The organism is Micromonospora sp. ANENR4 (assembly GCF_015354395.1).
Lineage (GTDB): Bacteria > Actinomycetota > Actinomycetes > Mycobacteriales > Micromonosporaceae > Micromonospora > Micromonospora aurantiaca.
On record NZ_JADKYQ010000006.1, the window covers coordinates 299114 to 322718 of the forward strand.

Below are 23605 nucleotides of genomic sequence, written 5' to 3' on the forward strand. Positions count from 1 at the left end.
GTGCCGGACCGGTGTCCGACTGCGCCCGCCGTGCCCGTCTCGGACCGTAGTGAGAGCCGAGACGGCCGGTAGTGCATCCGCCCCGGATTACGTATCCTGCCCAAGGCGTCCGGGCCGGGGCCCGGCGTCGTGGCCGGCGAACGTGACGGCCGCTGCCGGCGCCACCGAGCGACACCTTCCCGGGCGAGGTCTGATTGAACACCCGTGACTGGCCGATCCGCGCCAAGCTGACCGCGCTGGTCATCGGCCCGGTGACCGGGCTGCTGGCCCTGTGGATCTTCGCCACCACGCTCACCTTCGGGCCCGCGCTCGATCTGCTCTCCGCGCGTACCCTCCTCTACGACCTGGGCCGTCCCGGCGAGGCCGTGGTGGCCGAGCTGCAACGCGAGCGGCGGCTGTCGGTGGTCCAGCTCGCCGGCGACCGCGCCCTCCCCGAGCTGACCGAGCAGCGGGTACGCACCGACGACGCGATCGTCGAGCTGCGCCGCAAGGTCGACGGCGGCGACCTGCGCGACGTCGCCGACGCCCAGCTCGACAACCGGCTCGACCAACTCGTCTCGGCGCTCGACGCGCTGCCCGCCGGACGCGCGTTCATCGACGACCGCAAGGTGGACCGGGCCGGCGCCGTCGGCCTCTACAGCGGGATGATCGGCTCGGCGTTCCAGGCGTTCGGCGCGATGGCCGCGCTGCCCGACGCGCAGCTCAACCGGGAGGCCACCGCGCTGACCGCGCTGGGCCGCTCCCGGGAGCTGCTCGGGCAGGCCGACGCGCTGCTGGCCGGCGCCGTCACGGCCGGGCGGTACGCCGACGGCGAGCACGAGCAACTGGTACGCACAGTGGAGAACCAGCGTTTCCTGGCCGAGACGGCGGTCGCCGACCTGCCGGCCGGGGAGCGGACCGCCTACCAGCGGATGACCGAGGGCGCCGGGTTCCTCCGGCTGCGCGCGCTCCAGGACAGCCTGATCCGCTCGCCCGGGCTGCCCGCCCGGTTCGACATGCGGGCGTGGGAGACCGGCCACGCCGAGGTGTGGCAGAGCCTGCGCGACTTCGAGCTGCGCGGCGCGGACGCCCTCGCCGAGCGGTCGGTGCCGATGGCCACCCGGATCCTCGTCCAGCTCGCCGCCGCCGGTGTGCTGGGCCTGGTCGCGATCGTGGTGTGCGTGCTGGTGGCGCTGCGGGTCGGCCGGTCGCTGGCGCAGCGGCTGAGCGGCGTACGGGCGGCCGCGACCGAGGTGGCCGAACGCCGGCTGCCCGACGTGGTCGCGCGGCTGCGCCGGGGCGAGGAGGTCGACGTGGCCCGGGAGGCGCCCGAGCTGGACCACGGCGGCGACGAGATCGGCCAGGTGGCGCGCGCCTTCAACGAGGTACGCCGGACCGCGGTCCGGGCCGCTGTCGACGAGGTGACGCTGCGCCGGGGCTTCAACGAGGTGATCCTCAACCTGGCCCGGCGCAGCCAGGGGCTGGTGCACCGGCAACTGGCGCTGCTGGACCGGCTGGAACGGCGTACCGAGGATCCGGACGAGCTGGCCGGGCTGTTCCAGGTCGACCACCTGGCGACGCGGCTGCGGCGGCACGCCGAGGACCTGGTAATCCTCGCCGGGGCCGCGCCCGGACGCGGCTGGCGCCGGCCGGTCGCCGCCGTCGACGTGATGCGCGGCGCGATCTCCGAGGTCGAGGCGTACGACCGGGTCGACGTGGGCGAGGTGGCACCGGCCGGGGTGCTGGGCCGCGCCGTCGGCGACGTGATCCACCTGCTCGCCGAGCTGATCGAGAACGCGACCACGTTCTCCCCGCCCGGCACCCGGGTGGACGTCACCGGCCGGAGCGTCCCGGGCGGCTACACCGTCGAGATCCTCGACCGAGGGCTGGGCATGTCCGCGCCGGCCCTGGCCGAGGCCAACCGCAAGCTGGCCGAGCCACCGGAGTTCGACCCGGCCGGCAGCGCCCGGCTGGGGCTGTTCGTGGTGGCGCGCCTGGCCGCCCGGCACGGCGTCCGGGTGGAGCTGCGGCCGTCCCGCCCGGCCGGGATCGTGGCCGCGGTGTTCGTACCGTCGGAACTGATCACCGACGAGCCGCCGGTGGGCGCGGACGCCTCCGCCGGGCCGGAACGGCGGCGCCTGGCCAAGGTGACCCGGCTGACCACCGTGCCGCGGCCGGGGCGGCCGGTCCGGCCGGGCCGGGACCGGTCGGAGAGCACAGTCGTCCCGCTGCAGTCGGCACGGGCCTCGACGGTGGAGCCACCCGCCGACGACGACGGCCTGCCCCGCCGGATCCGGCGCCGCGGCGCGACCGCGCGTCCTCGCGCCGCCGTCGCCGACACCCCGGCCCACCGCACCCCGGAGGAGGCCCGCCGGGCCATGTCGGCGTTGCAGGCCGGCACCGCGCGCGGGCGCCGGGACGGCTCCCGCGCCGCCGGAACCGATCCGGCCACCCCCGCCACCGAAACGCGTGACACCGGTACGCCGTCCACCACCGCGGGGCCGGCCGTTCAGCCCGCCCCGCCGGCGCCGGACCAACGAACCGCGACTGAGAGGGACGCCTAGTGGTGCACACGACGCGGCAGAACGCCGATCTCGACTGGCTGCTCGACGACCTGGTGGAGCGCGTTCCCGCCGCCCGTCAGGCGGTGGTGCTCTCGGCGGACGGGCTCCTGCTCGGCGCCTCCACCGACCAGGACCGCACCGACGCGGAACACCTGTGCGCGCTGGCGTCCGGCTTCTCCGGGCTGGCCAAGGGCGCCACCCGGCACCTGGGCGGCGGCGCGGTCCGTCAGACCGTGGTGGAGATGGAGTCGGCCTACCTGTTCGTGACCGCCGCCGGGCAGGGCGCCTGCCTCGCCGTGGCGAGCGACGCCGACGCCGACATCGGCCTGGTGGCGTACGAGATGGCGATGCTCGTCATCCGGGTCGGGGAGAACCTGGCCGCGCCGAGCCGGGTGGCGGGGGAGCGGACCGATGCGCGCTGAGTCGCCGGGACCGCAGCACGAGTGGCTGGACGCCGACGCCGGACCGGTGGTGCGCCCGTACACGCTCACCGGCGGCCGGGTGCGCCCGCCGGTCGACGGCTTCGACCTGCTGGCGTTCGTGCTCGCCACCAGCGGCGCGGACCCGGCCGGCACGCCCGGTCTCCAGCCGGAGCACCGCCGCCTGATCGAGCTGGCCCGGCGGCCGAAGGCCGTGGCCGACCTCGCCGCCGACCTGGACCTCGCCGTCGGCGTGGTCCGGGTGCTGCTCGGCGACCTCCTCGCCCATGAGCTCGTCGCGGTGCACCGGCCACCGGCCACCGCGTACCTGCCCGACGACAACATCCTCAAGGCGGTGGTCAGTGGACTCCGTGCGCTATGACCGGGAGCCGGGGGCGCCACGAGTGCCGCTGGCTTTGAAGATCCTCATCGCCGGTGGCTTCGGCGCCGGAAAGACGACGCTGGTCAGCGCGTTGAGTGAGGTCCGGCCGTTGCAGACCGAGGAGGTCCTGACCGGGGCCGGGCTCGGCACCGACGACGTCTCCGGGGTCGAGCAGAAGTCGACCACGACGGTGGCGATGGACTTCGGCCGGATCACCATCAACGACGACCTTCAGGTCTACCTGTTCGGCACCCCGGGCCAGGACCGGTTCTGGTTCCTCTGGGACGAGCTGGCGTTCGGCGCGCTCGGTGCGGTGGTGCTCGCCGACACCCGGCGGCTGGCCGACTGCTTCCCCTCGATCGACTACTTCGAGCAGCGGGGCATCCCGTTCGTGGTGGGCGTCAACTGCTTTGAGGGTTCCCGCCGGTTCGGCATGGAGGCGGTCCGCGACGCGCTGGACCTGGACCCGGACGTCCCGCTGGTGCTCTGCGACGCCCGGGACCGGCAGTCCGGCAAGCTGGTGCTGATCTCGCTCGTCGAGCACGTGGCGCGGCAGCGCGGCGAGCCGGTGCCGGTGGGCTGAGCACGCCGTACCCGATCCGTCGGGCCTGGTGGGACTGACCGGGCGCGCCACCGGGAAGCCTCTGGTTGGATCGCAGGCAGGACCGACGAGAGGTGGGTGCGGTGACCGGGCAGGACGAGATCGTCCACATCGGCGGCTACACGGCGGAGACGGGCGGGCGGGCCGAGGGCGTCGTGGCGGCCCGGCGGGACCGGGCGACCGGGGAACTGACCCCGCTGGGCGTCGTGGCGGTCACCCCGTCGCCGTCGTTCCTGGTGCGGCATCCGGCGCTGCCGGTGCTGTACGCGTGCAACGAGCTGCCCGACGGTCAGGTGAGCGCGTTCCGGGTGGCCCCGGACGGCGACCTCGCACCGCTGGGCGTCCGCGAGACCGGCGGCGCGGAGCCGTGCCACGTGTCCGTCGCCCCGGACGGGCGGCACCTGTTCGTGGCGAACTACGGCGGCGGCAGCGTGGCGGTGTTCGGCCTGGACGCCGACGGCGTGCCGGGGGAGCGCGCCGACCTGGTCCGGCACTCCGGCCAGGGAGCCGACCCGCAGCGGCAGGAGCACGCGCACTGCCACATGGTCTCGCCCGACCCGGCCGGCGGCGGGCTGCTCGCCGTCGACCTGGGCACCGACTCGGTCTACCGGTACGACGTCGACGACGCCACCGGCCGGCTGGCCGAGCGGGAGCCGAGGCTGCGGACGGCGCCCGGAACCGGTCCCCGGCACCTGGCCCGGCACCCGGACGGGCGGCGCTGCTGGCTGGTCGGCGAGCTGGACGCCACCGTCACCGCGTACGAGCTGACGCCGGACGGGCCGCGGCAGCGGACGCGTGTCGACGCCAGCGGCCGGACCGGGCACGTCCAGCCCTCCGAGGTGACTGTCGGACCGGGCGGGCGTTTCCTCTACGTGGGCAACCGCGGCGTGGGCACGATCGCTGTCTTCGCGCTCGACGGCCCGGCGCCGGAGCTGGTGGCCGAGGTCGACACCGGCGGCGAGTGGCCGCGGCACTTCGCGTTCGCCGGGGAGCACCTGTACGTGGCCGACGAGCGGGCCGACATGATCAGGATCTTCCGGGTCGATCCGGACGGCGGGGTGCCGGAGCCGGTGGGGGAACCGGTGCCGATGGCGAGCCCGACGTGCGTCCGGCCGTGACCGGACGGTCACCAAGTGAAAGTCCGAAGTGGATTGACATCACCATAAATGACTGACTGGTAACTTAGCGTATGGGTTAGCTGATCAACTGTTTCTGCTGCGTAACTTTCGTCCGAACGGTTGTGGTGGTAACCCCACGAGGTACGCAAGATGGTCACCGTGTCTGGCCGCCATCGCATGCGTTCTCACCTCCGCGGAGCAGGTGCCGCCGCCGTGGCGGCCGCCCTGGTCGCCGTCGTAGCCGGCTCCTGGTTCGGTTACCAGCAGCTGGCCGGCCCGAACTGTTCGGGCCGCATCGAGCTGTCGGTGGCGACCGCCCCGGAGATCGCCCCCGCGGTGCGCGCCGCCGCCGACCAGTGGGTCTCCGACGGCGCCGCGGTGGGCGGAACCTGCATCGCGGTCAACGTCTCCTCGGCCGAGCCGGTCGAGGTGGCCGCCGCGGTGGCGAGCAAGCACGGTGCCACGCTCGCCGGCGTCGGGCAGGCCAGCGGCACCGCCGTCACCCCCGACGTCTGGGTGCCGGACTCCTCGACCTGGCTGGTCCGGCTCAAGAGCGGCGGGGCCAGCGCGTTCGCGCCGACCAACGGCGCGTCCATCGCACGCAGCCCGGTCGTGGTGGCGCTGCCCGAGCCGGTGGCCTCCCGCATAGGGTGGCCGGACAAGGAACTCCGCTGGTCCGACCTGCTCACCCAGGTCACCGCCAGCAAGCCGCTGCGGGCCGGGATCGTCGAGCCGACCCAGGACGCGGCCGGCCTGTCCGGCCTGCTGTCGCTGACCGCCGCGGCCAGTTCCGCCGGCGAGTCCGGCTCGCCGAAGGCACAGGAGGCGATGGTCGGCGCGCTGCGGGCCCTTGCCACCAACCGGTCCTCGCTGCGGCAGGACCTCCTCGCGCGGTTCCCGCGCTCCTCCGACCCGACGGCGATCGCCAACGGGCTGGGGGCGGCGGCGCTGTCCGAGGAGGACGTGATCGCCTACAACAGCACCAAGCCGCCGATCCGGCTCGCCGCGCTGTACCTGCAGCCGCCGCCGATCTCGCTGGACTACCCGTTCGCGGTGCTGCCCGGCATCGAGCCGGCCAAGGCGTCCGCCGCCAAGGTGCTCTTCGAGGTGCTGCGTACGCCGGGCTTCAAGGACCGGCTCGCCGCGCAGGCGCTGCGCGCGCCGGACGGCAACTGGGGCCGGGGTTTCCAGGCGCCGACCGGCGCGCCGAGCCCGGCCAACGGCGGCGAGCGTCAGGTGCCGCCGTCGGGCCAGGGCGGCGCGGCCGACCTCGACCCCGGTGCCATCTCGACCGCCACCACCACCTGGTCGGTGGCCACCCAGTCCGGCCGGATGCTCTGCGTCATCGACGTCTCCGGCTCGATGAAGAAGCCGGTCGCGACCGCCAACGGCGCCAGCCGGGAGCAGGTCACGGTGGCCGCCGCGAGCCAGGGCCTCGGGCTGTTCGACGACTCCTGGTCGATCGGCCTCTGGACGTTCTCCACCAACCTGCAGGGCTCACAGGACTGGAGCGAGTTGGTCGGAATAAAGCCTCTGTCCAGCAACCGGGGCGCCCTCCAGCGCGGCCTGGCCTCGATCAAGCCCTCCAGCGGCGACACCGGCCTGTACGACACGATGCTCGCGGCGTACAAGAAGGTGCAGCAGGACTGGGAGCCGGGCAAGGTCAACTCGATCGTGCTGTTCACCGACGGCAAGAACGAGGACGACAACGGCATCTCGCAGAAGGAACTGCTGGACCAGCTGAAGAAGCTGAAGGACGACGAGCAGCCGGTCCAGGTCGTCATCATCGGCATCGGCACCGAGGTGAACCGGGCCGAGCTGGAGTCGATCACCAAGGTCACCGGCGGCGGCGCGTTCGTCACCACCGACCCCAGCAAGATCGGCGAGATCTTCCTCCGGGCGATCGCGCTGCGGCCGCCCGCTCCCCGCTGACCTGAAGCTCAGCGCTAGTCTTCCGCCGTACCGGAAATCCGGTACGGCGGAAGGCTTCCCGGGTCAAGACACGGGATGAGAACTGACGGTAATGCGTCCGAATCAATCGGTAACCATAATTGTCCAGGCATGATGACCGGGTGCCTCGACCGCGGGCTCCACACCGGAGCCGGGCGGGGACGGGGCGGTCCTGAGCGAAGTGGGGAGGGCCGGTGACCTCGGCGACGCTGTTGACCCCTGCCACGTCGTCGCGACCCGGTGGTGAACGCCCGGGCAAGACGACGCGAGCGGCGGAGCGGGCCTACATCCGGGTCCTGGTGGTGCTGGACACCGCCGTGCTCGCGGTGGCCATCCTGGTCGGTTACCTGGCTCGGTTCGGCGACGAGGAACCGACCGGCTCCGAGATCCCGTACGTGGTGGTCGCCCCGGCGCTGCTGCTGGTCTGGCTCGTCTCGCTCAAGGCGATGCGGTGCTACGACGACCAGGTGCTCGGCTACGGCGCCGACGAGTACCGGCGGGTCAGCGCGGCCAGCATGCGACTCGCCGGCGGCATCGCCATCGCCGGGTACATCGCCGACGTCGGCGTCTCCCGGGGCTTCCTGGCCATCTCCTTCGCGGTCGGCACGATCGGCCTGGAGGTGGCGCGGTTCGCGGCCCGCAAGCGGCTGCACCGGGCCCGCGACCGGGGCGCCGGCTGGTCCCGCAAGGTGCTCGTGGTGGGCGACACCGCACACGTGCTGGAGCTGGTGCACACGCTGCGCCGGGAACCGTACGCCGGCTACCAGGTGGTCGGCGCGTGCATCCCGGACGCGCTGCTCGCCCCGGTGCCGCAACGCCTGGGCGACGTGCCCGTGGTCGGCAGCTTCCGCGGCATCCCGGAGGCGGCCACCGCGATCGGCGCCGACACCGTGGCGGTCACCGCCTCCGGCGAGCTGACCGCGACGCGGCTGCGCCGCCTCGGCTGGCAGCTGGAGGGCACCGGCGTCGACCTGGTGGTGGCGCCGGCGCTCACCGACGTGGCCGGCCCCCGCATCCACACCCGCCCGGTCGCCGGCCTGCCGCTGATCCACGTCGAGGCACCCGAGTTCCGCGGCGCCCGCAAGCTGGTAAAGGGCTTCGTCGACAGGTCGATCTCGTCGATCGCGCTGCTCGTGCTGGCGCCGCTGCTGATCGTGATCGCGCTCGCCATCAAGATCGACAGCCGTGGTCCGGTGCTGTTCCGGCAGACCCGCGTCGGCCAGGGCGGCGAGGAGTTCGGCGTCTTCAAGTTCCGCACCATGGTGGTGAACGCCGACGCCCTGCTCGCCGAGCTTGCCGCGCGCAACGAGACCGACGGCCTGATGTTCAAGATGCGCGACGACCCGCGCGTCACCCGGGTCGGCCGGCTGCTGCGCAAGTGGTCGCTGGACGAGCTGCCCCAGCTCGCAAACGTCCTGCTCGGCCAGATGAGCCTGGTCGGCCCGCGCCCGCCGCTGCCGTCCGAGGTGGCCCGCTACGACGGCGACGTGGCACGCCGGCTGCTGGTCAAGCCCGGCATGACCGGCCTCTGGCAGGTCAGCGGCCGGTCCGACCTGAGCTGGGAGGACGGCATCCGGCTCGACCTCTACTACGTGGAGAACTGGTCGCTGGCCGCCGACCTGACCATCCTGTGGAAGACGTTCGGCGCGGTGGTCAACAGCCGCGGCGCGTACTGACCGGGCGGGTCAGGGCTGCGGCCCCAGCCAGTCCAGGCAGACCACCACCGCGTCGTCGACCAGGTCCCCGGCGACGAACGCGCGCAGGTCGCCGATCAGCGACCGGACCGCGTCCAGCGGCTCCATCGGGCCGGTCCGGCGCAGGAACCGGTCCAGCGCCACCTCGCCGTAGCGCACCTGCTCGGTGGCGGCATCGATCACGCCGTCGCTGACCACGAAGAGCCGGTCCTCGCGCTCCAGCCGGAACCGCTGCGGGCGGTAGTCGGTGCCCTCGAACATGCCGAGCGGGAACTGCTTCTCCAGTTCCTGCTCGGTCACCTCGCCGTTCCGCAGCCGCAGCAGCCGCGGCGAACCGGCGTCCACCACTGTCATCTCGCCGGAGGCCAGGTCCAGCTCGATCAGGAGCACCGAGACGTGCTGTTCGCCCCGGTGCTGGGCGTAGATGGCCTGGTCGGCCAGCGCGGCCTGGTCGGCCAGGTCCAGCCCGGCCCGGCGTGCGTTACGCAGCGCGTACGTGGCCAGCGAGGCGAGCAGCGCCGCCGCCACCCCCTCGCCGTAGCCGTTCAGCACCGCCAGCCAGAGCCGGTGCCCGTCGTCGGACCAGTCGAAGCTGTCCCCGCGCACCGCGTACGCCGGCTCCAGCTGCCCGGCCAGGCTGAACGACTGCCGGATCCGGCTGCGCCCGGGCAGCAGCTCCCACTGCATCTCGGCGGCCAGCGTGAGCCGCCGGCTGCGCCGGGCGGTCCGGTAGATGTCGGTGGTTGCCATGACCGCGCTCAGTTCGTGCCCGAGCACCGTGGCGATGGTGTCCAGCTCCCGGCGGGCGTCCGGGTCGGCGGGCACCGGCGAGACCTTCAGCACGCCCCGGCGTTCGCCGCGCATGCCCACCGGGAACCAGCCGACGCCGTCGGCGATCACCGGCTCCTGGTGGTCGAAGGCGCGCCAGGCCGGGTGGCCGGGCCCGGTGACCGACGGCCCGTCGTCCAGCGGCAGCAGCTCGGCGAGCCGGTAGTCGACCTGGTAGAGCTCGGTGTGGGTGACGCCGTACGTGCGCGCGAGCTCGGCGGCGAGCCGGTCCACGATGAGATCCGTCGGCGCCTCGGTCAGGACCCGGCGAGCGCGGCCCTCCGCTCCGCTCATCTTTGCTCCTTTGCACAGGTCGCCGGGCAGATCCGGGGAGTAGTCTCGGCCCCACCATGACCGAAGAGCGCAGTACCCGGGAACCTGTAACGAGTATGTCCGCCGCCCTGGACGAGGCGGCAGGCACCTTGCTCGCCGTCTGGGAGGCGGCCCGGGAGCGCACCACCAGCCGGCTGTCGAGTGCCCAGCTACGCGCGATCATGGTCGTCGAGCAGTATGACGGCATCAACCTCCGCCGTCTCGCCACGCTCACCGACATGTTGCTCTCCTCCGCCAGCCGGCTGTGCGACCGGCTGGTCGCGGCCGGGATGCTGGAGCGCGAGCCGGGCCGCTACGACCGGCGGGAGATCTCGCTGCACCTCACGCCCGCCGCCCTCCGGCTCCTCGCCGAGCTGCGTGCCGACCGGCGGCACCGGCTGGAGCGGATCCTGGCCGGGATGAGCCCGGAGGGCCGGGCCGCGCTGGTACGCGGCATGCGCGAGTTCGACGAGGTGGGCCGGCGCGGGGAGGCCACCGTGGCGGAGGGCTGGCCGATGCTGCAACCCTCCGGGGAACGGATCGGCGACCCGGCCCGGCCGTCCGGCGAAACTCCGGTGGCCCGTACCGCCTGACTCAGCCGGCGTGGCCTGGATCGTCCGGCACCGCTTCGCGGGCGGCCCGCAGCCGTGCCACCACCCGGGGATGCTCGGTCAGCGCCCGTTCCAGCGTGTCGAGCACCCGGTCCAGCAGGGCCCGGCCGCCGCGGGAGGTCAGCGCCTCCTCCTGCCATCCGACGAAGTCACGCAGCAGCCGGTCGTCGTCCACCCGCACGGCCGCGATCAGCGCGTCCACCAGGTGCGCGATACCGGCGGCGACGTCCTCGGCGTTCTCCGGCGGCGGGTCCACCGCGGCGAGCGCGAGCCGCACCAGCTCACGTCGCCGGTGCAGCACCGCCACGTACGCGTCGTCGGGCGGGGGCGGCGGCGCGCCGGTGTGCTCGGTAGACAGCGGCCGCTCCAGCAGCTCCACCGCGTCCCGGGCGCTGGCGCCCCAGCCCGCCGCGCCGATCGCGGTGGCCCACCGGCCGTCCGGGCCGAAGCCGGGACCACCGGCGAGCACCGGCACCCCGGCCGCCCGGCTGGCCTCCACCATCCGCGCCGCCCGGACCAGCCGGTTCGGCTGCACGCAGCTCAGCAGCACCGCGTCCGGACCGGTCTGGTGCAGGTAGGAGACCAGGTGCCGGGCCGGCACGCTGGCGCCGAGGAACGTCACCCGCCAGCCGGCCGCCCGGACCACCTCGGTGACGATGCGGGCGGCAAGCGCGTGCCACTCGCCCTCCACGCACGCCATCACCACGTGCCCGCGTCGCGGTGGGCCGACCGTCGCGCCCAGCGCGTCCACCACCTGCTCGCTGACGTGGGTGGCGGCGTGCTCCTGGGCGATGCTCCACGAGCCGGTGAGCCAGCGCCGGCCGACCTCCCGCTGCGCCACCGCGACCAGGTCGACCAGGACGTCCGCGACCGAGAACCCGTCCGCGAGCAGGCTGAGCGCCAGCGTGACCGCGCCGGCCCGGTCGGCGGCGTCCAGGTGATCGAGGTACGCGACGAGCGTGTCCGGCCCGATCCGGCGCCCGGCCGCGGGGGTGGGGCGGTCCGGCGGCGGCGGTGTCACCCGGCCGCCACGGCGAGCATGGCGATGTCGTCGTGGGGCTGCCCGTCCAGCCACTCGTCGACGAGCTGGAGCACCCGCTCGACGAGCGCGGCGGGCGGAAGCCCGGTGCCGGTGGCGAGCGCCTGACGCAGCCGGGCGTCGCCGAACATGGCCGGCTCGGTGGGGCCGCCGCGGGCCTCGGTCACCCCGTCGGTGTACGCCAGCAGCAGGTCACCCGGCGCCAGCCGTACCTCGGTGCCGGTGAACCGGGCGTCGGTGAGCGCGCCCACCGGCATGCCGCCCACCCGGACCGTCTCCACCTCGCCGCCGGCGCGGACGACGAGCGGTGACGGGTGCCCGCCACCGGCGAGCCGTACCAGCAGCCCGCCGTCCGGCTCGCGGCGCAGCGCGCCCAGCAGGAGTGTGGTGAACTGGGCCCGGCGGGCCGCGTCGGGGGCGTCCAGCAGCGCCCGGTTGAGCAGCTCCAGCAGCTCCCGGGGGCGCTGCTCGACCAGGCGCAGGGTCTGCAGCGACTGGCGGACCCGGCCGGTCAGCACTGCCGCGCCGACACCCTTGCCGCAGACGTCACCGAGCGCGAACAGGCCGCCGTCGCCGGTGGGGAACAGGTCGTAGAAGTCGCCTCCGATGCGCAGGCTGTCCCCGGCGGCGCGATAACCGCCGGCCAGCGTCATCCCGCGCAGGCGCGGCAGCTCCGGCGGGAGCAGGCTGTTCTGCAGCACCCGGGCCAGGTGGGCCTGCTCGCCGTACAGCTCGGCGGCGGCCAGCGCGGCGCCGGCCCGCCCGGCGAACTCCCGGGCCAGGCCGATCTCCCGCCTGTCGAAACCGGGCCGCTCCGGGCGCCGGGCCAGCACCAGCGCGCCGGCCGGCCCACCGGCGCTCGGCATCGGGCTGATCAACACGGTGCCCGGACGGCCGAACCCGGCGGGCAGCACCTCGGCCAGGTCGGCCAGCTCGGCGTCCAGCCAGGGACTCGGTTCGGTGAGGTCGCCGTCGAGCGCCTCGACCAGGCCGGGTACGGACTCCACAGTCGGCCAGCCGGCCAGGCCGGTGACCGGGCCGGAATCGCCGGTGGCGTACCGGATCCAGTGCGGCTGGTCCTCGGCGGGCGGCGGCGGGCGGTGCACCACCACCGCGACGTCGGCCAGGTAGGGCACCGGCAGCGTCACCGCGGTACGCAGCGTCTGCTCGCGGTGCAGGGACAGCCCGAGCCGGCTGCCCGCCTCGGCGAGGAACGCGGTGCGCGACCGTTCGGCCAGCAGTGCGTCGGTACGCGCGTGTTCCTCGGTGACATCGCGGACGTACCAGGCGCTGCGGTCGTCGGCCAGGGGCCGCCGCACGCCGCGCAGCCGCCGGCCGTGGTGGTCGGTCTCGAACGCGTCCGATCCGGCGGTGGCCGCGTCGGCCAGCGCCGGCACCCGGCACGCGGCCAGGTCGACGCCGGGCGCCACCTCGGGGAGCAGGTCGGCGGCCATCGCGTTGACGAGCGTCACCACGCCCGCGTGGTCGACTGTCACGACCGCCTCGGCGAGCCCGTCGAGCAGTTCCCGGGCCAGATGGTCGTCAGCCGGTAGCGCGGCCTCGGCAATCCGCCGGGGCCGTCTCCGCGAAGCGTGTCCACCGCCGCTGACCGGCCCCGCGACACCGCCCCGGCGCGCGGCGGTCACCTCCGGTGGCCGGGCGCTTCGGTCGGTCGACCCGTGCGCATGCTGTCGGTGCACCCCTCACTCGGCGGACAGGTTGCCTGGCGGCAAGCGTACCGAGCGCAGGCACGGAATGCCCGTCGAGGATCATCCGGTCATCCGGTCAGCCGGCCCGGGCCAGCCAGCCCACCGGCCGGTCGACGATCCGGCGGACCACCGAGCCGGCTCCGCCGACCGCGGCGGACTGCGCCCCGAGCACTGCCGGGCGCACCGTCACCGGTGCCCAGGCGGCGGTGAGCACCCGCCGCGAGACCTCCGCCTCCACCGTCGGCCGCAGCCAGGGCGCGAGCCGGGCGTATCCGCCCCCGAGCACCACGGTGTCCAGATCCAGCAGGTTCACCACGCCCGCCACCGCCACCCCGAGGGCGGTGCCGGCGTCGGTCAGGGCGGTCAGCGTGGCCGGGTCACCGGCCTCGGCCAGGTCGGCGAGCCGGGTGGCGGCGGTGTCAGCAGGCAGTTCCGCGCCGGGCAGCCCGGCGGCGGCGAGGATCGCCTCCTGGCCCGCGTACCGCTCCAGGCAGCCCTGGCCGCCGCAGCGGCACGGCCGCCCCTGCGGCTGCACCGGGAAGTGACCGATCTCTCCGCTCCAGCCGCGCGCGCCCCGGTAGAGCGCGCCGTCGAGCACGATCCCGGCGCCGATGCCGATCTCGCCGGTGACATGCAGGAAGCTGCGCGGGCCGGCCGGGCCCGCGTACAACTCGCCGAGGGCGGCCAGGTTGGCCTCGTTGTCGACCACCAGCGGCGGCACCCCGTCGACCGGCTCGGCCAGCGGGTGCCCGGCGAGCAGGGCCGGCACGTCCACGTCCCGCCAGCCGAGGTTCGGCGCGAGCCGGACCAGGCCGCCGTCGCCCACCAGGCCCGGCACGGCGAGCGCCGCGCCGGCCAGGGTCAGCCCGTCGCGTACGGCGGCGGCGCGCGCCTCGGCGGCCAGCGCGGCGAGCCGGGCGAGCGCGTCGGCGGGGGAGACCGGGCGCAGGTCGGCGCGGCGGACCAGGTGGTGCCGGACCGCGCCGGTCAGGTCGACCACGCAGGCCGCCAGGTAGTCGACGTTCACCTCGAGGCCGAGCCCGGCCGGGCCGTCGGAGGCGAGCACCAGGCCCCGGGCCGGGCGGCCCGCCCCGGTACGCGGCTCCGGCTCCGCCTCGGCGACCAGCCGGCCGGCGATCAGGTCGTCCACCACGGCGGAGACGGTGGCCCGGGTCAGGCCGGTGTCGGCGGCGATTCCGGCGCGCGAGGGCGGCCGGTCGGCGGCGGCGATCCGCCGCAGCACCACCGCGAGGTTCAACTCGCGCAGGCTGCCCTGCCGGACCGCCCCGGCGGTGCTGGTGCTTGTCACCTCTTGACACTGCCACATCGCCGCCATTTAATTCAACCGCTGAACAAATCGCGGACGACACCACCACCTGGAGGTCTGCCATGGCACCCCGCCCCACCCCCGCGGACAAGTTCTCCTTCGGTCTCTGGACGGTGGGCTGGCCGGCCCGTGACCCGTTCGGCGACGCCACCCGCCCGGAGCTGGACGCCGTCGAGGCGGTGCACCGGCTCGCCGAGCTGGGCGCGTACGGCATCACCTTCCACGACGACGACCTGGTCCCGTTCGGCGCGGACGCCGCCACCCGCGACGCCCGGCTGAGCCGCTTCCGCAAGGCCCTCGACGAGACCGGCCTGGTCGTGCCGATGGTCACCACCAACCTGTTCAACCACCCGGTGTTCAAGGACGGCGGCTTCACCAGCAACGACCGCGACGTGCGCCGGTACGCGCTGCGCAAGGTGCTGCGCAACATCGACCTGGCCGCCGAGATGGGCGCCAAGACGTTCGTCATGTGGGGCGGCCGGGAGGGCGCCGAGTACGACGTCGCCAAGGACGTCCAGGCAGCGCTGGACCGCTACCGCGAAGCCGTCGACCTGCTCTGCGAGTACGTCGTCGACAACGGCTACGACCTGCGCTTCGCCCTGGAGCCCAAGCCGAACGAGCCGCGCGGCGACATCCTGCTGCCCACCGTCGGCCACGCGCTCGGCTTCATCTCCACCCTGGCCCGCCCGGAGATGGTCGGGCTCAACCCGGAGGTCGGGCACGAGCAGATGGCCGGGCTGAACTTCGCCCACGGCATCGCCCAGGCGCTCTGGCAGGGCAAGCTGTTCCACATCGACCTCAACGGCCAGCGCGGCATCAAGTACGACCAGGACCTGGTCTTCGGCCACGGCGACCTGCTCAACGCGTTCGCCCTGGTCGACCTGCTGGAGCACGGCGGCCCGAACGGCGGCCCGGCCTACGACGGCCCGCGCCACTTCGACTACAAGCCGTCCCGCACCGAGGACATGACCGGCGTGTGGGCCTCCGCCGAGGCGAACATGCGCACGTACCTGCTGCTCAAGGAGCGGGCCGCGGCGTTCCGCGCCGACCCGGAGGTGATCGAGGCGCTCGCCGCCGCCCGGGTGGCTGAGCTGGCCACCCCGACGCTCAACCCCGGTGAGGGCTACCGCGAGCTGCTGGCCGACCGGACCGCGTTCGAGGAGTTCGACCCGGAGGCCGCCGGGGCGAAGGGCTTCGGCTTCGTCCGGCTCAACCAGCTCGCCGTCGAGCACGTGCTCGGCGCGCGCTGAGGCGGGCCGCCATGCCGCTCGTCGCGGGGGTCGACTCGTCGACCCAGTCCTGCAAGGTGGTCGTCCGGGACGCGGAGACCGGCGCGCTGGTCCGGCAGGGCCGCGCGCCGCACCCGCCCGGCACCGAGGTCGACCCGTACGCCTGGTGGGAGGCCCTGCGGGCGGCGGTGACCGAGGCCGGCGGCCTGGCCGACGTGGCTGCCGTCTCGGTCGGCGGCCAGCAGCACGGCATGGTCTGCCTGGACGCCTCCGGTGAGGTGGTCCGGCCGGCGCTGCTGTGGAACGACACCCGGTCCGCCGACGCGGCCCGGGACCTGGTCGAGGAGGCCGGCGGCGGGGAGACCGGCCGCCGGTTCTGGGCCGAGGCGACCGGCGCGGTGCCGGTGGCGAGCTTCACCGCGACGAAGCTGCGGTGGCTGGCCCGGCACGAGCCGGACAACGCCGACCGGGTCGCCGCCGTCTGCCTGCCGCACGACTGGCTCACCTGGCGGCTCGCCGGTGCTCCCGGCCTGGACGCGCTGCGCACCGACCGGGGCGACGCCAGCGGCACCGGCTACTGGTCGCCGCGCACCGGCGAGTACCGGCTGGACCTGCTGGAACGGGCCTTCGGCCGGCGCGTGACGGTGCCTGTCGTGCTCGGCCCGGCCGAGGCGGCCGGGCACCTCGACCCGGCCGTGCTCGGCGACGGCGCGGCGTCCGGCCCGGTCCTGCTCGGGCCGGGCACCGGGGACAACGCCGCCGCGGCGTTCGGTGCCGGAGCCGGCCCGGGCGACGTGATCGTCTCGATCGGCACCTCCGGCACCGTGTTCGCGGTGGCGGACACGCCGGCCGCCGATCCCAGCGGCGCGGTGGCCGGATTCGCCGACGCCACCGGCCGGTTCCTGCCGCTCGTGTGCACGCTCAACGCGGCCCGGGTGCTGGACGCCGCCGCGACGCTGCTCGGCGTCGACCTCGACACGCTCGGCGAACTGGCCCTGTCCGCCCCGCCCGGCGCGGACGGGCTGGTGCTGGTGCCGTACCTGGAAGGGGAGCGGACACCGGACCGGCCGCACGCCACCGGCGAGCTGAAGGGCCTGACGCTGCGCACCTCGACCCCGGCGCACCTGGCCCGGGCCGCGGTGGAGGGCATGCTCTGCGGGCTGGCCGACGGCCTGGACGCGCTGATCGCGCAGGGCGCCCGCGCCGACCGGATCATCCTGGTCGGCGGCGGCGCCCGGTCCGCTGCGGTACGCCGGATCGCGCCGCAGGTCTTCGGCCGCCCGGTGGTGGTGCCGCCGCCCGGCGAGTACGTGGCGGACGGCGCGGCCCGGCAGGCCGCCTGGGTGGCGCTCGGTGGCGACACCCCGCCCGCCTGGTCCATCGGCGACACCGAGGAGTACACGGGCGAGGCGGTCCCCGCCATCCGCGAGCGCTACGCCGAGGCGCGGGGATGACGCCGGTACGGGGGGTCGTGCTGCGCAGGTGACCCGCACCTGATTTGCTGCCCGGCATGACGGGCACCAGGATCTCCCGGCGCGGGAACGCGGCACACCGGTTCTACAGCGTCGTGGTCTTCGTGGTGCTCGCCTCGCTGGACAACGTGGCGATCGGCCTGGTGCCCCCGCTGTACGGGCCGATCTCCGCCGCCCTCGACGTACCCCAGCGGATGCTCGGCCTGGTCACCGCCGTCAGCTTCCTGGTCAGCGCGGTGGCGGCGGTGGGCTGGGCGTACGTGGGGGACCGCACCAACCGCAAGCCGCTGCTCATGGTCGGCACGCTGCTGTGGGCCGCCGGCACCGCCGGCAGCGCGCTCGCCGGGGGGTACGCGACGTTCCTGATCGCGCAGTTCGTCGGCGCGGTCGGGCTCGGCGCGGTGGGCTCGGTCGGTTTCTCCGTGGTCACCGACCTGATCTCACCGCGCCGCCGCGGCCTGGTGATGAGCTTCTGGGGGCTGTCGCAGGGCGTCGGCACGCTGGCCGGAACGCTGCTCGGCGGCGTCCTCGGCGCGACCGACTGGCGGCGGCCGTTCCTGCTGCTGACCGGTGTGGGCCTGGCCGCCACAGTGGCGTACCTGTTCACCTACGACATCCGGCGCGGGCAGAGCGAACCGGAGCTGGCCGGGGCGATCGACGCCGGGAACGAGTACGACTACCGGATCAGCCGCGCCGACCTGCCCCGGATCCTGGCCCGCCGGACCAACCGCTGGCTGATCCTGCAGGGGCTGACCGCTCAGGCCGCGTTCGGCTCGCTGGTCTGGCTGCCGGTGCTGTTCAGTCAGCGGGCCGAGGCGCAGGGCTACTCACCGGCCACGGCCGTGGTGGTGGGCAGCGTCTTCGCCACCCTGTTCCAGCTCGGCGGCGTGCTGTCCATCGTGGGCGGACTGGTGGGCGACGCGCTGCAACGGCGTACGCCGAGTGGCCGGGCCGTGGTCGCGGCCGTCGGCATCCTCGCGGCGCTGCCGTTCTACCTGGTCCTGTTCTTCGTGCCGATCCGCATCGACGTGCCGGACGGCGCCGGCTCCGGCGCGGTGGTCACGGCCGTGCTGTCCAGCGTGCTGACCGAACCGTCGGTGGGGCTGAGCCTGCTCACCGCCGTGGTGGCGCTGGCGCTGACCTCGGCGAACTCGCCGAACTGGTTCGCCCTGATCGCCGACGTCAACCCGCCCGAGCACCGGGGCACCGTCTACAGCCTGGGCAACCTGGTCAACGGCGTCGGCCGGGCGGCGGGCAACGGGCTGGTCGGGGTGGCGTTCGCCGGGTTGCGGGCGGCGTTCCCGCCGCCGCTGAACTACGCGGTCGGGCTGGCCGCTTTCCAGCTCTTCTTCATCCCGACCGGGATCATGTACTGGCTCGCGGCCCGCACCTCACCCCGGGACATCGCGCAGGTGCACGACCTGCTGCACGCCCGCGCCGGTCGGCTGGAGAGCGAGGGCCCCGCCGGACGGTGACCGTCCGGCGGGGCCACTGCCTCAGCTCCGGAACCAGACCGTCACGTCGGTCGGCACGACGTCGCCGTCGAGCGGCGCGCTCGACACCAGCACCTGCGCGCCGGCCGGCAGCGGTGCCGGGTCGGCGCCGAAGTTGGTCAGCACGGTGAGGTCGCCGTTGGTGAACGTGAGCACCTCGTCGCCGGAGGACAGGAACCGCAGCGGCCCCCGGGCCAGCGCGTGCTCGCGGCGCAACCGAAGCGCGGTCCGGTACAGCTCGTACGTCGAGCCGGGAACGCCGCGCTGCCGGTCCAGTGCGTACTCGGCCCACACCGGCGGCTGGGGCAGCCAGCTCGCGTCGGTCGGCCCGAAGCCGTACGACGGGGCGTCGGCCTCCCACGGGATCGGCACCCGGCAGCCGTCCCGGCCGCGCTCGGTGTGCCCGCTGCGCTTCCAGGTCGGGTCCTGCCGGGCCTCGTCGGGCAGCGTGGTGTGCTCCGGCAGCCCCAGTTCCTCACCCTGGTAGAGGTAGGCGGAGCCGGGCAGCGCGAGCATCAGCAGGCTGGCCGCCCGGGCCCGGCGCAGGCCCAGCGCGGCGTCCGGCTGCGGGTCGTCCACGCCGACGCCGTTGGCCCGGCCGCCGCCGGTGCCGAGCCCGAGCCGGGAGGCGTGCCGGACCACGTCGTGGTTGGACAGCACCCAGGTGGTGGGCGCGCCGACGGAGTCGGTGGCCTCCAGCGAGCGGGTGATCACCGCGTACTGGGCCGGCGCGGTCCAGGCGGCCAGCAGGTACTCGAAGTTGAACGCCTGGTGCATCTCGTCCGGGCGCACGTACCGGGCCAGCCGCTCGGCCGGCTCCACCCACGCCTCGGCGACGAGGATCCGCTCACCGGGGTACGAGTCGAGCACCCGCCGCCACTCCCGGTAGATCTCGTGCACGCCGTCCTGGTCCCACATCGGCGGGCGCGGCTTGTCCACCTCGCTGCCGGAGAGGATCTCCTGCGGCTCCTGCCAGTCGGCCAGGTCGGCCTGCTTGATCAGGCCGTGCGCCACGTCCACCCGGAAGCCGTCGACGCCCCGGTCCAGCCAGAAACGCAGCACGTCGAGGAACTCCGCGCGCACCTCCGGGTTGTCCCAGTTGAGGTCGGGCTGGCCGGAGTCGAACAGGTGCAGGTACCACTGCCCGTCGGGCAGCCGGGTCCAGGCGGGGCCGCCGAACACGCTCACCCAGTCGTTCGGCGGCTCGGCGCCGTCCGGGCCCTTGCCGTCGCGGATGACGTAGCGCTGCCGCTCCGGGCTGCCCGGCGCGGCGGCCACGGCCGCGGTGAACCAGCGGTGCGCGGAGGAGGTGTGGTTGGGCACCAGGTCGACGATCACCCGCAGCCCGCGCGCCTTCGCCTCGGCGATCAGCTTGTCGGCGTCGGCGAGCGTGCCGAACAGCGGGTCGACGTCGCGGTAGTCGGACACGTCGTACCCGGCGTCTGCCTGCGGGGACGGGTAGAACGGGGACAGCCAGAGCGCGTCGACGCCCAGCTCGGCGAGGTGGTCGAGCCGGGACGTGATGCCCGGCAGGTCACCGATGCCGTCGCCGTCGGAGTCGGCGAACGAGCGCGGGTAGACCTGGTAGATCACCGCCTCGGTCCACCAGCCGGTGCCCGGGGTCTGCTGCGTCGCGTCGGTGTTCAGCGCCTTACTCCTGTCTGGGTGGTGCGGGACCAGCGAGTTCTTCAGTGTGCCCGGGGCGGCGCTGTCGATTCGCGCACCACCAGGCGAGTGGGCAGGATCACCGGCGACGGCGTACCGCCGTCGGTGTCGGGGCCGCGCGGGGCGGGCACCAGGCCGGGGTACGGCTCGGAGGCCCGTACGCCGAGCGGGTCGAGCAGGATGCGGGCGGCGAGCAGGCCCTGGTCTGCGGCGGGCTGGGCGATCGTGGAGAGCCCGAGCACACCGGCGAGGTCGTGGTCGTCGATGCCCATCACGCTCACGTCCTGCGGCACCCGCAGCCCGGCGTCGCGCAGCGCGGTGACCGCGCCCATCGCCATCTCGTCGCAGGCGGCGAAGATGGCTGTCGGCGGCTCGCCCCGGGCCAGCAGTTCCGCGGTGGCCCGGGTGCCGCCGTCGATGGTGAACCGCGACTCGACGTCGAGGCTCGGGTCGGGCCGCAGACCGGCGGCCCGCAGCGCCTCCTGGTAGCCGCGCCGCCGGTCCAGGTGGGTGGTGAAGGCCAGTTCGTCGTCCGGGTCGCCGGAGATGTGCGCGATCCGGGTGTGGCCGAGGTCGAGCAGGTGGCGGGTGGCGGTGCGGGCGGCGGCCACGTCGTCGATCCGGACGCAGGGCCACCCGGGCACCTCGCTGCCGGAGCTGATCGTCACGCCCGGCAGGTCCAGCTTCGTCAGCGCGTGCACGTCGGCGGCCCGCAGCGGGGTGGCGACCAGGATGATCGCGTCCACCCGCTTGTGCAGGCTCGCCGTGCGCAGCACGCGCTGCCGGGTCCGTTCCCGGCCACCGAGGTTGTAGAGCAGCAGGTCGTAGCCGCTGTCCTGGAGGAACTCCTCGACCGCCTCGACCACGGTGCCGAAGAACCATCTGGTGATCCGGGGCACCACCACCGCCACGGTGCCGGTCCGGCCGCCGGCCAGCCGGCTCGCGCTGGGCGACACCGCGTACTGGAGTTGTTCGGCGGCGGCGAGCACCCGGCGGCGGGTCGCGGCCGAGACCGTCGGCAGGCCCCGCAGCGCCCGCGAGACGGTGGCCGTGGAGACCCCGGCCAGCCGGGCGACGTCGTCAATCCTGGTCATCGTGATCTCCCCGCTGTGACCCGGACCCCGCCGCCGGCCGTGCCGGCGGCGGGGCACCGGATCAACCCTTGACGCTGCCGGCGAGCAGACCTCGCACGAAGAAGCGCTGAAGGGACAGGAACACGATCAGCGGTACGACGATCGACACGAACGCGCCGGCCGTCAGCCGCTGCCACTCGTTGCCCCGGGTACCGGCCAGTTCCGCGAGCCGGACGGTCATCGGGGCGGTCTCGTCGCCGCCACCGGCGAAGATCAGCGCGACCAGCAGGTCGTTCCAGACCCAGAGGAACTGGAAGATGCCGAACGCCGCCAGCGCGGGCATGATCAGCGGCAGCACGATGGTGCGGAAGATCTTCGGGTGGGTGGCGCCGTCGACCCGAGCCGCCTCCATCAGGTCGCCGGGCAGCTGCGAGATGAAGTTGTGCAGCAGGAACACGGCGAACGGAAGCGCGAAGCAGGTGTGCGCGAACCACACCTGGGCGAACTTCTGTTCGTCGACCAGGTCCCACGCGGGCATGATCTGCACGCCGGCGACTGTGACACCGGTGGAGAAGAACCGCAGCAGCGGCACCAGGGCCATCTGCAGCGGCACGATCTGGAGCGCGAAGATCCCGATGTAGACCCAGTCCCGCCCCTTGAAGTTCATCCACGCCAGCGCGTACGCGGCGAGCGACGCGAAGGCCAGGGGGAAGAGCACCGAGGGGATGGTGATCGCCAGCGAGTTGATGAAGTAGCTGGCCAGCTGCCCGGACGAGCCGCGGCTGAACAGCACCTCCTGGTAGTTCTCCAGCGTGATCTGCGGGTTGGTGAAGAACGTCCACCACCCGGTGGTCTTGATCTCGTTCTCCGGCCGGAGCGAGGAGATGAACAGGCCGAAGGTCGGGATCGTCCAGAGCATCGCGATGACGATCGACACGAGCGTGGCGGTACGGCTGTTCAGGCGCTTGCGCACCCGGGCGCCCCGGGTGGTCGGTCCGGTGGCCTGGGCGCCGACTCCGACGGTGGGCGTGGCGGTGGTCATCTCAGCCCTCCCGCTGCTTGCGCAGGTTGCGGATCTGGTAGATCACGATCGGGATCACCAGGACGAACAGGAACACCGCCAGCGCCGAGCCCTGACCGTTCTCCTGGTAGCGGAACGCCTGGTTGTACATCTCGGTCGCGATCACGTTCGTGTCGTAGTTGCCGTTGGTGGCGGTCCGGACGATGTCGAAGACCTTGAGCGTGGCGATGGAGATCGTCACCACCACGACGATCAGGGCCGGCCGGATGCTCGGAATGGTGATCCGCCAGAACATCTGCCACGGGGTGGTGCCGTCGAGCCGGGCCGCCTCGACGATGTCGGCCGGGATGGCCTTGATCGCCGCGGAGAGCACCACCATCGCGAAACCGGCCTGGATCCACACCATGATCGCGATGAGCAGGAACGTGTTCAGCGGCGAGTCCAGCAGCCACTGCTTCGGCTCGCCGCCGAGGCTCACCACGATCTGGTTGAGCAGGCCGATCTGGTCGCCCTCGCCCCGGTAGGCGTAGACGAACTTCCAGATGATGGAGGCGCCGACGAACGAGATCGCCATCGGCAGGAAGATCAGGGACTTGGCGACCGCCTCGAACCGGGCCTTGTCCACCAGGACCGCGTAGATCAGGCCGAACGCGGTGGCCACCAGCGGCACCAGGAGCACCCAGATCAGCGTGTTGATCAGGACCCGGACGATCGAGTCCTCGGCGAACATCCAGCGGTAGTTGTCCAGGCCCACCCAGTTGTTGCTGCCGGAGTCCATGAAGGAGAGCAGCGTGGTGCGGACGGCGGGGACCACCAGCCCGACGGCGAGCAGCAGCAGCGTCGGCAACAGGAAGAAGAACGCGAACGCGCCCTCGCCCCGCTTGCGCGGCCGGGCCAGCGGCGCGCCGCTGGCCGAGGCCGCGACGAGCTGCGCCTCCCGGCGCCGGGCGAAGTACGACGGCACCACGTCGAGGAGCAGGAGCAGCCCGCCCACCACCGCGACGAAGGCGATCAAGCCGTACATCAGCATGAGGAACTTCGGCTGCTCCGCCGCGAAGTCGAACTCCATCGACCCTCCTTCAAGGGTTCGGCTAGCAGAGGTGGCCCGGTCCGGAGAAC

At 73.9% G+C, this 23605-nt stretch carries 19 protein-coding genes; 11 read left to right on the top strand and 8 right to left on the bottom strand.

Features of this window, described 5'->3' with window-relative positions; genetic code table 11:
- The first annotated feature begins 194 nt into the window (after nt 1–194).
- The 7 genes from IRY44_RS13040 (at nt 195) to IRY44_RS13070 (ending at nt 8689) form a co-directional block, all read left to right on the top strand.
- Nucleotides 195–2543 (top strand): nitrate- and nitrite sensing domain-containing protein, encoded by a 2349-nt coding sequence (locus IRY44_RS13040; RefSeq protein ID WP_194800650.1) that lies wholly within the window; start codon nt 195–197, stop codon nt 2541–2543.
- Nucleotides 2543–2965: a roadblock/LC7 domain-containing protein gene (locus tag IRY44_RS13045; RefSeq protein WP_013288181.1), complete on the top strand. Its 423-nt coding sequence runs from the start codon at nt 2543–2545 to the stop codon at nt 2963–2965. The genes IRY44_RS13040 and IRY44_RS13045 overlap by 1 nt, the downstream gene beginning before the upstream one ends.
- The gene (locus IRY44_RS13050; RefSeq protein WP_194800651.1) at nt 2955–3344 is read left to right on the top strand and encodes a DUF742 domain-containing protein; all 390 of its coding nucleotides are present in this window, start codon (nt 2955–2957) and stop codon (nt 3342–3344) included. Before IRY44_RS13045 ends, IRY44_RS13050 begins: the two co-directional genes overlap by 11 nt.
- Nucleotides 3325–3927, top strand: coding sequence for an ATP/GTP-binding protein (locus tag IRY44_RS13055; protein WP_194800652.1), 603 nt, complete (start codon nt 3325–3327; stop codon nt 3925–3927). The genes IRY44_RS13050 and IRY44_RS13055 overlap by 20 nt, the downstream gene beginning before the upstream one ends.
- 101 nt (nt 3928–4028) lie before the next feature.
- The gene (locus IRY44_RS13060) at nt 4029–5063 is read left to right on the top strand and encodes a lactonase family protein (RefSeq protein WP_194800653.1); all 1035 of its coding nucleotides are present in this window, start codon (nt 4029–4031) and stop codon (nt 5061–5063) included.
- A gap of 177 nt (nt 5064–5240) precedes the next feature.
- Nucleotides 5241–6995 (top strand): substrate-binding domain-containing protein, encoded by a 1755-nt coding sequence (locus IRY44_RS13065; protein ID WP_194800654.1) that lies wholly within the window; start codon nt 5241–5243, stop codon nt 6993–6995.
- Nucleotides 6996–7207: 212 nt separating this feature from the next.
- Nucleotides 7208–8689, top strand: coding sequence for a sugar transferase (locus tag IRY44_RS13070; protein ID WP_135241737.1), 1482 nt, complete (start codon nt 7208–7210; stop codon nt 8687–8689).
- 9 nt (nt 8690–8698) lie between these two features.
- Here IRY44_RS13070 and IRY44_RS13075 read toward each other — a convergent pair whose 3' ends face one another.
- Nucleotides 8699–9829 (bottom strand): PP2C family protein-serine/threonine phosphatase, encoded by a 1131-nt coding sequence (locus tag IRY44_RS13075; RefSeq protein WP_194800655.1) that lies wholly within the window; start codon nt 9827–9829, stop codon nt 8699–8701.
- 95 nt (nt 9830–9924) lie between these two features.
- Here IRY44_RS13075 and IRY44_RS13080 point away from each other — a divergent pair, with 95 nt between their 5' ends.
- A complete protein-coding gene (locus IRY44_RS13080) occupies nt 9925–10440 on the top strand; it encodes a MarR family winged helix-turn-helix transcriptional regulator (protein WP_194800656.1) in 516 nt (171 codons plus the stop codon).
- Nucleotide 10441: 1 nt separating this feature from the next.
- On the opposite strand, the gene IRY44_RS13085 is transcribed toward IRY44_RS13080, so the two are convergent.
- The 3 genes from IRY44_RS13085 to IRY44_RS13095 all read right to left on the bottom strand — a co-directional run bounded on the left by IRY44_RS13085 (nt 10442) and on the right by IRY44_RS13095 (nt 14542).
- Nucleotides 10442–11479: a B12-binding domain-containing protein gene (locus tag IRY44_RS13085; RefSeq protein WP_194800657.1), complete on the bottom strand. Its 1038-nt coding sequence runs from the start codon at nt 11477–11479 to the stop codon at nt 10442–10444.
- Nucleotides 11476–13143, bottom strand: a complete 1668-nt coding sequence (locus IRY44_RS13090; RefSeq protein WP_281600022.1) for a PP2C family protein-serine/threonine phosphatase — start codon at nt 13141–13143, stop codon at nt 11476–11478. The genes IRY44_RS13085 and IRY44_RS13090 overlap by 4 nt, the downstream gene beginning before the upstream one ends.
- Before the next feature lie 139 nt (nt 13144–13282).
- Nucleotides 13283–14542 (bottom strand): ROK family protein, encoded by a 1260-nt coding sequence (locus IRY44_RS13095; protein WP_194800658.1) that lies wholly within the window; start codon nt 14540–14542, stop codon nt 13283–13285.
- A 53-nt stretch (nt 14543–14595) separates the two neighbouring features.
- Between IRY44_RS13095 and xylA the strand changes: the two genes are divergently transcribed.
- From xylA to IRY44_RS13110, 3 genes are read left to right on the top strand one after another with little or no spacing between them, the layout of a single operon-like run.
- Nucleotides 14596–15783 carry a xylose isomerase gene (xylA, locus tag IRY44_RS13100; protein ID WP_194800659.1) on the top strand — a complete coding sequence of 396 codons (1188 nt, stop codon included), beginning with the start codon at nt 14596–14598 and terminating at the stop codon, nt 15781–15783.
- Nucleotides 15784–15794: 11 nt separating this feature from the next.
- The gene (gene xylB, locus IRY44_RS13105) at nt 15795–17216 is read left to right on the top strand and encodes a xylulokinase (RefSeq protein WP_194800660.1); all 1422 of its coding nucleotides are present in this window, start codon (nt 15795–15797) and stop codon (nt 17214–17216) included.
- 56 nt (nt 17217–17272) lie between these two features.
- Complete coding sequence (locus tag IRY44_RS13110; protein WP_194800661.1) at nt 17273–18709, top strand: MFS transporter; 1437 nt, start codon at nt 17273–17275, stop codon at nt 18707–18709.
- A gap of 21 nt (nt 18710–18730) precedes the next feature.
- Here IRY44_RS13110 and IRY44_RS13115 read toward each other — a convergent pair whose 3' ends face one another.
- From IRY44_RS13115 to IRY44_RS13130, 4 genes are all read right to left on the bottom strand, one after another.
- Nucleotides 18731–20374, bottom strand: coding sequence for an alpha-amylase family glycosyl hydrolase (locus tag IRY44_RS13115; RefSeq protein WP_194800734.1), 1644 nt, complete (start codon nt 20372–20374; stop codon nt 18731–18733).
- 41 nt (nt 20375–20415) lie between these two features.
- On the bottom strand, nt 20416–21486 hold the full coding sequence (locus tag IRY44_RS13120; RefSeq protein ID WP_194800662.1) for a LacI family DNA-binding transcriptional regulator: 1071 nt from the start codon (nt 21484–21486) through the stop codon (nt 20416–20418).
- Nucleotides 21487–21547: 61 nt separating this feature from the next.
- On the bottom strand, nt 21548–22507 hold the full coding sequence (locus IRY44_RS13125) for a carbohydrate ABC transporter permease (protein ID WP_194800663.1): 960 nt from the start codon (nt 22505–22507) through the stop codon (nt 21548–21550).
- Nucleotide 22508: 1 nt separating this feature from the next.
- On the bottom strand, nt 22509–23555 hold the full coding sequence (locus tag IRY44_RS13130) for a carbohydrate ABC transporter permease (protein WP_194800664.1): 1047 nt from the start codon (nt 23553–23555) through the stop codon (nt 22509–22511).
- Between the last annotated feature and the right edge of the window lie 50 nt (nt 23556–23605).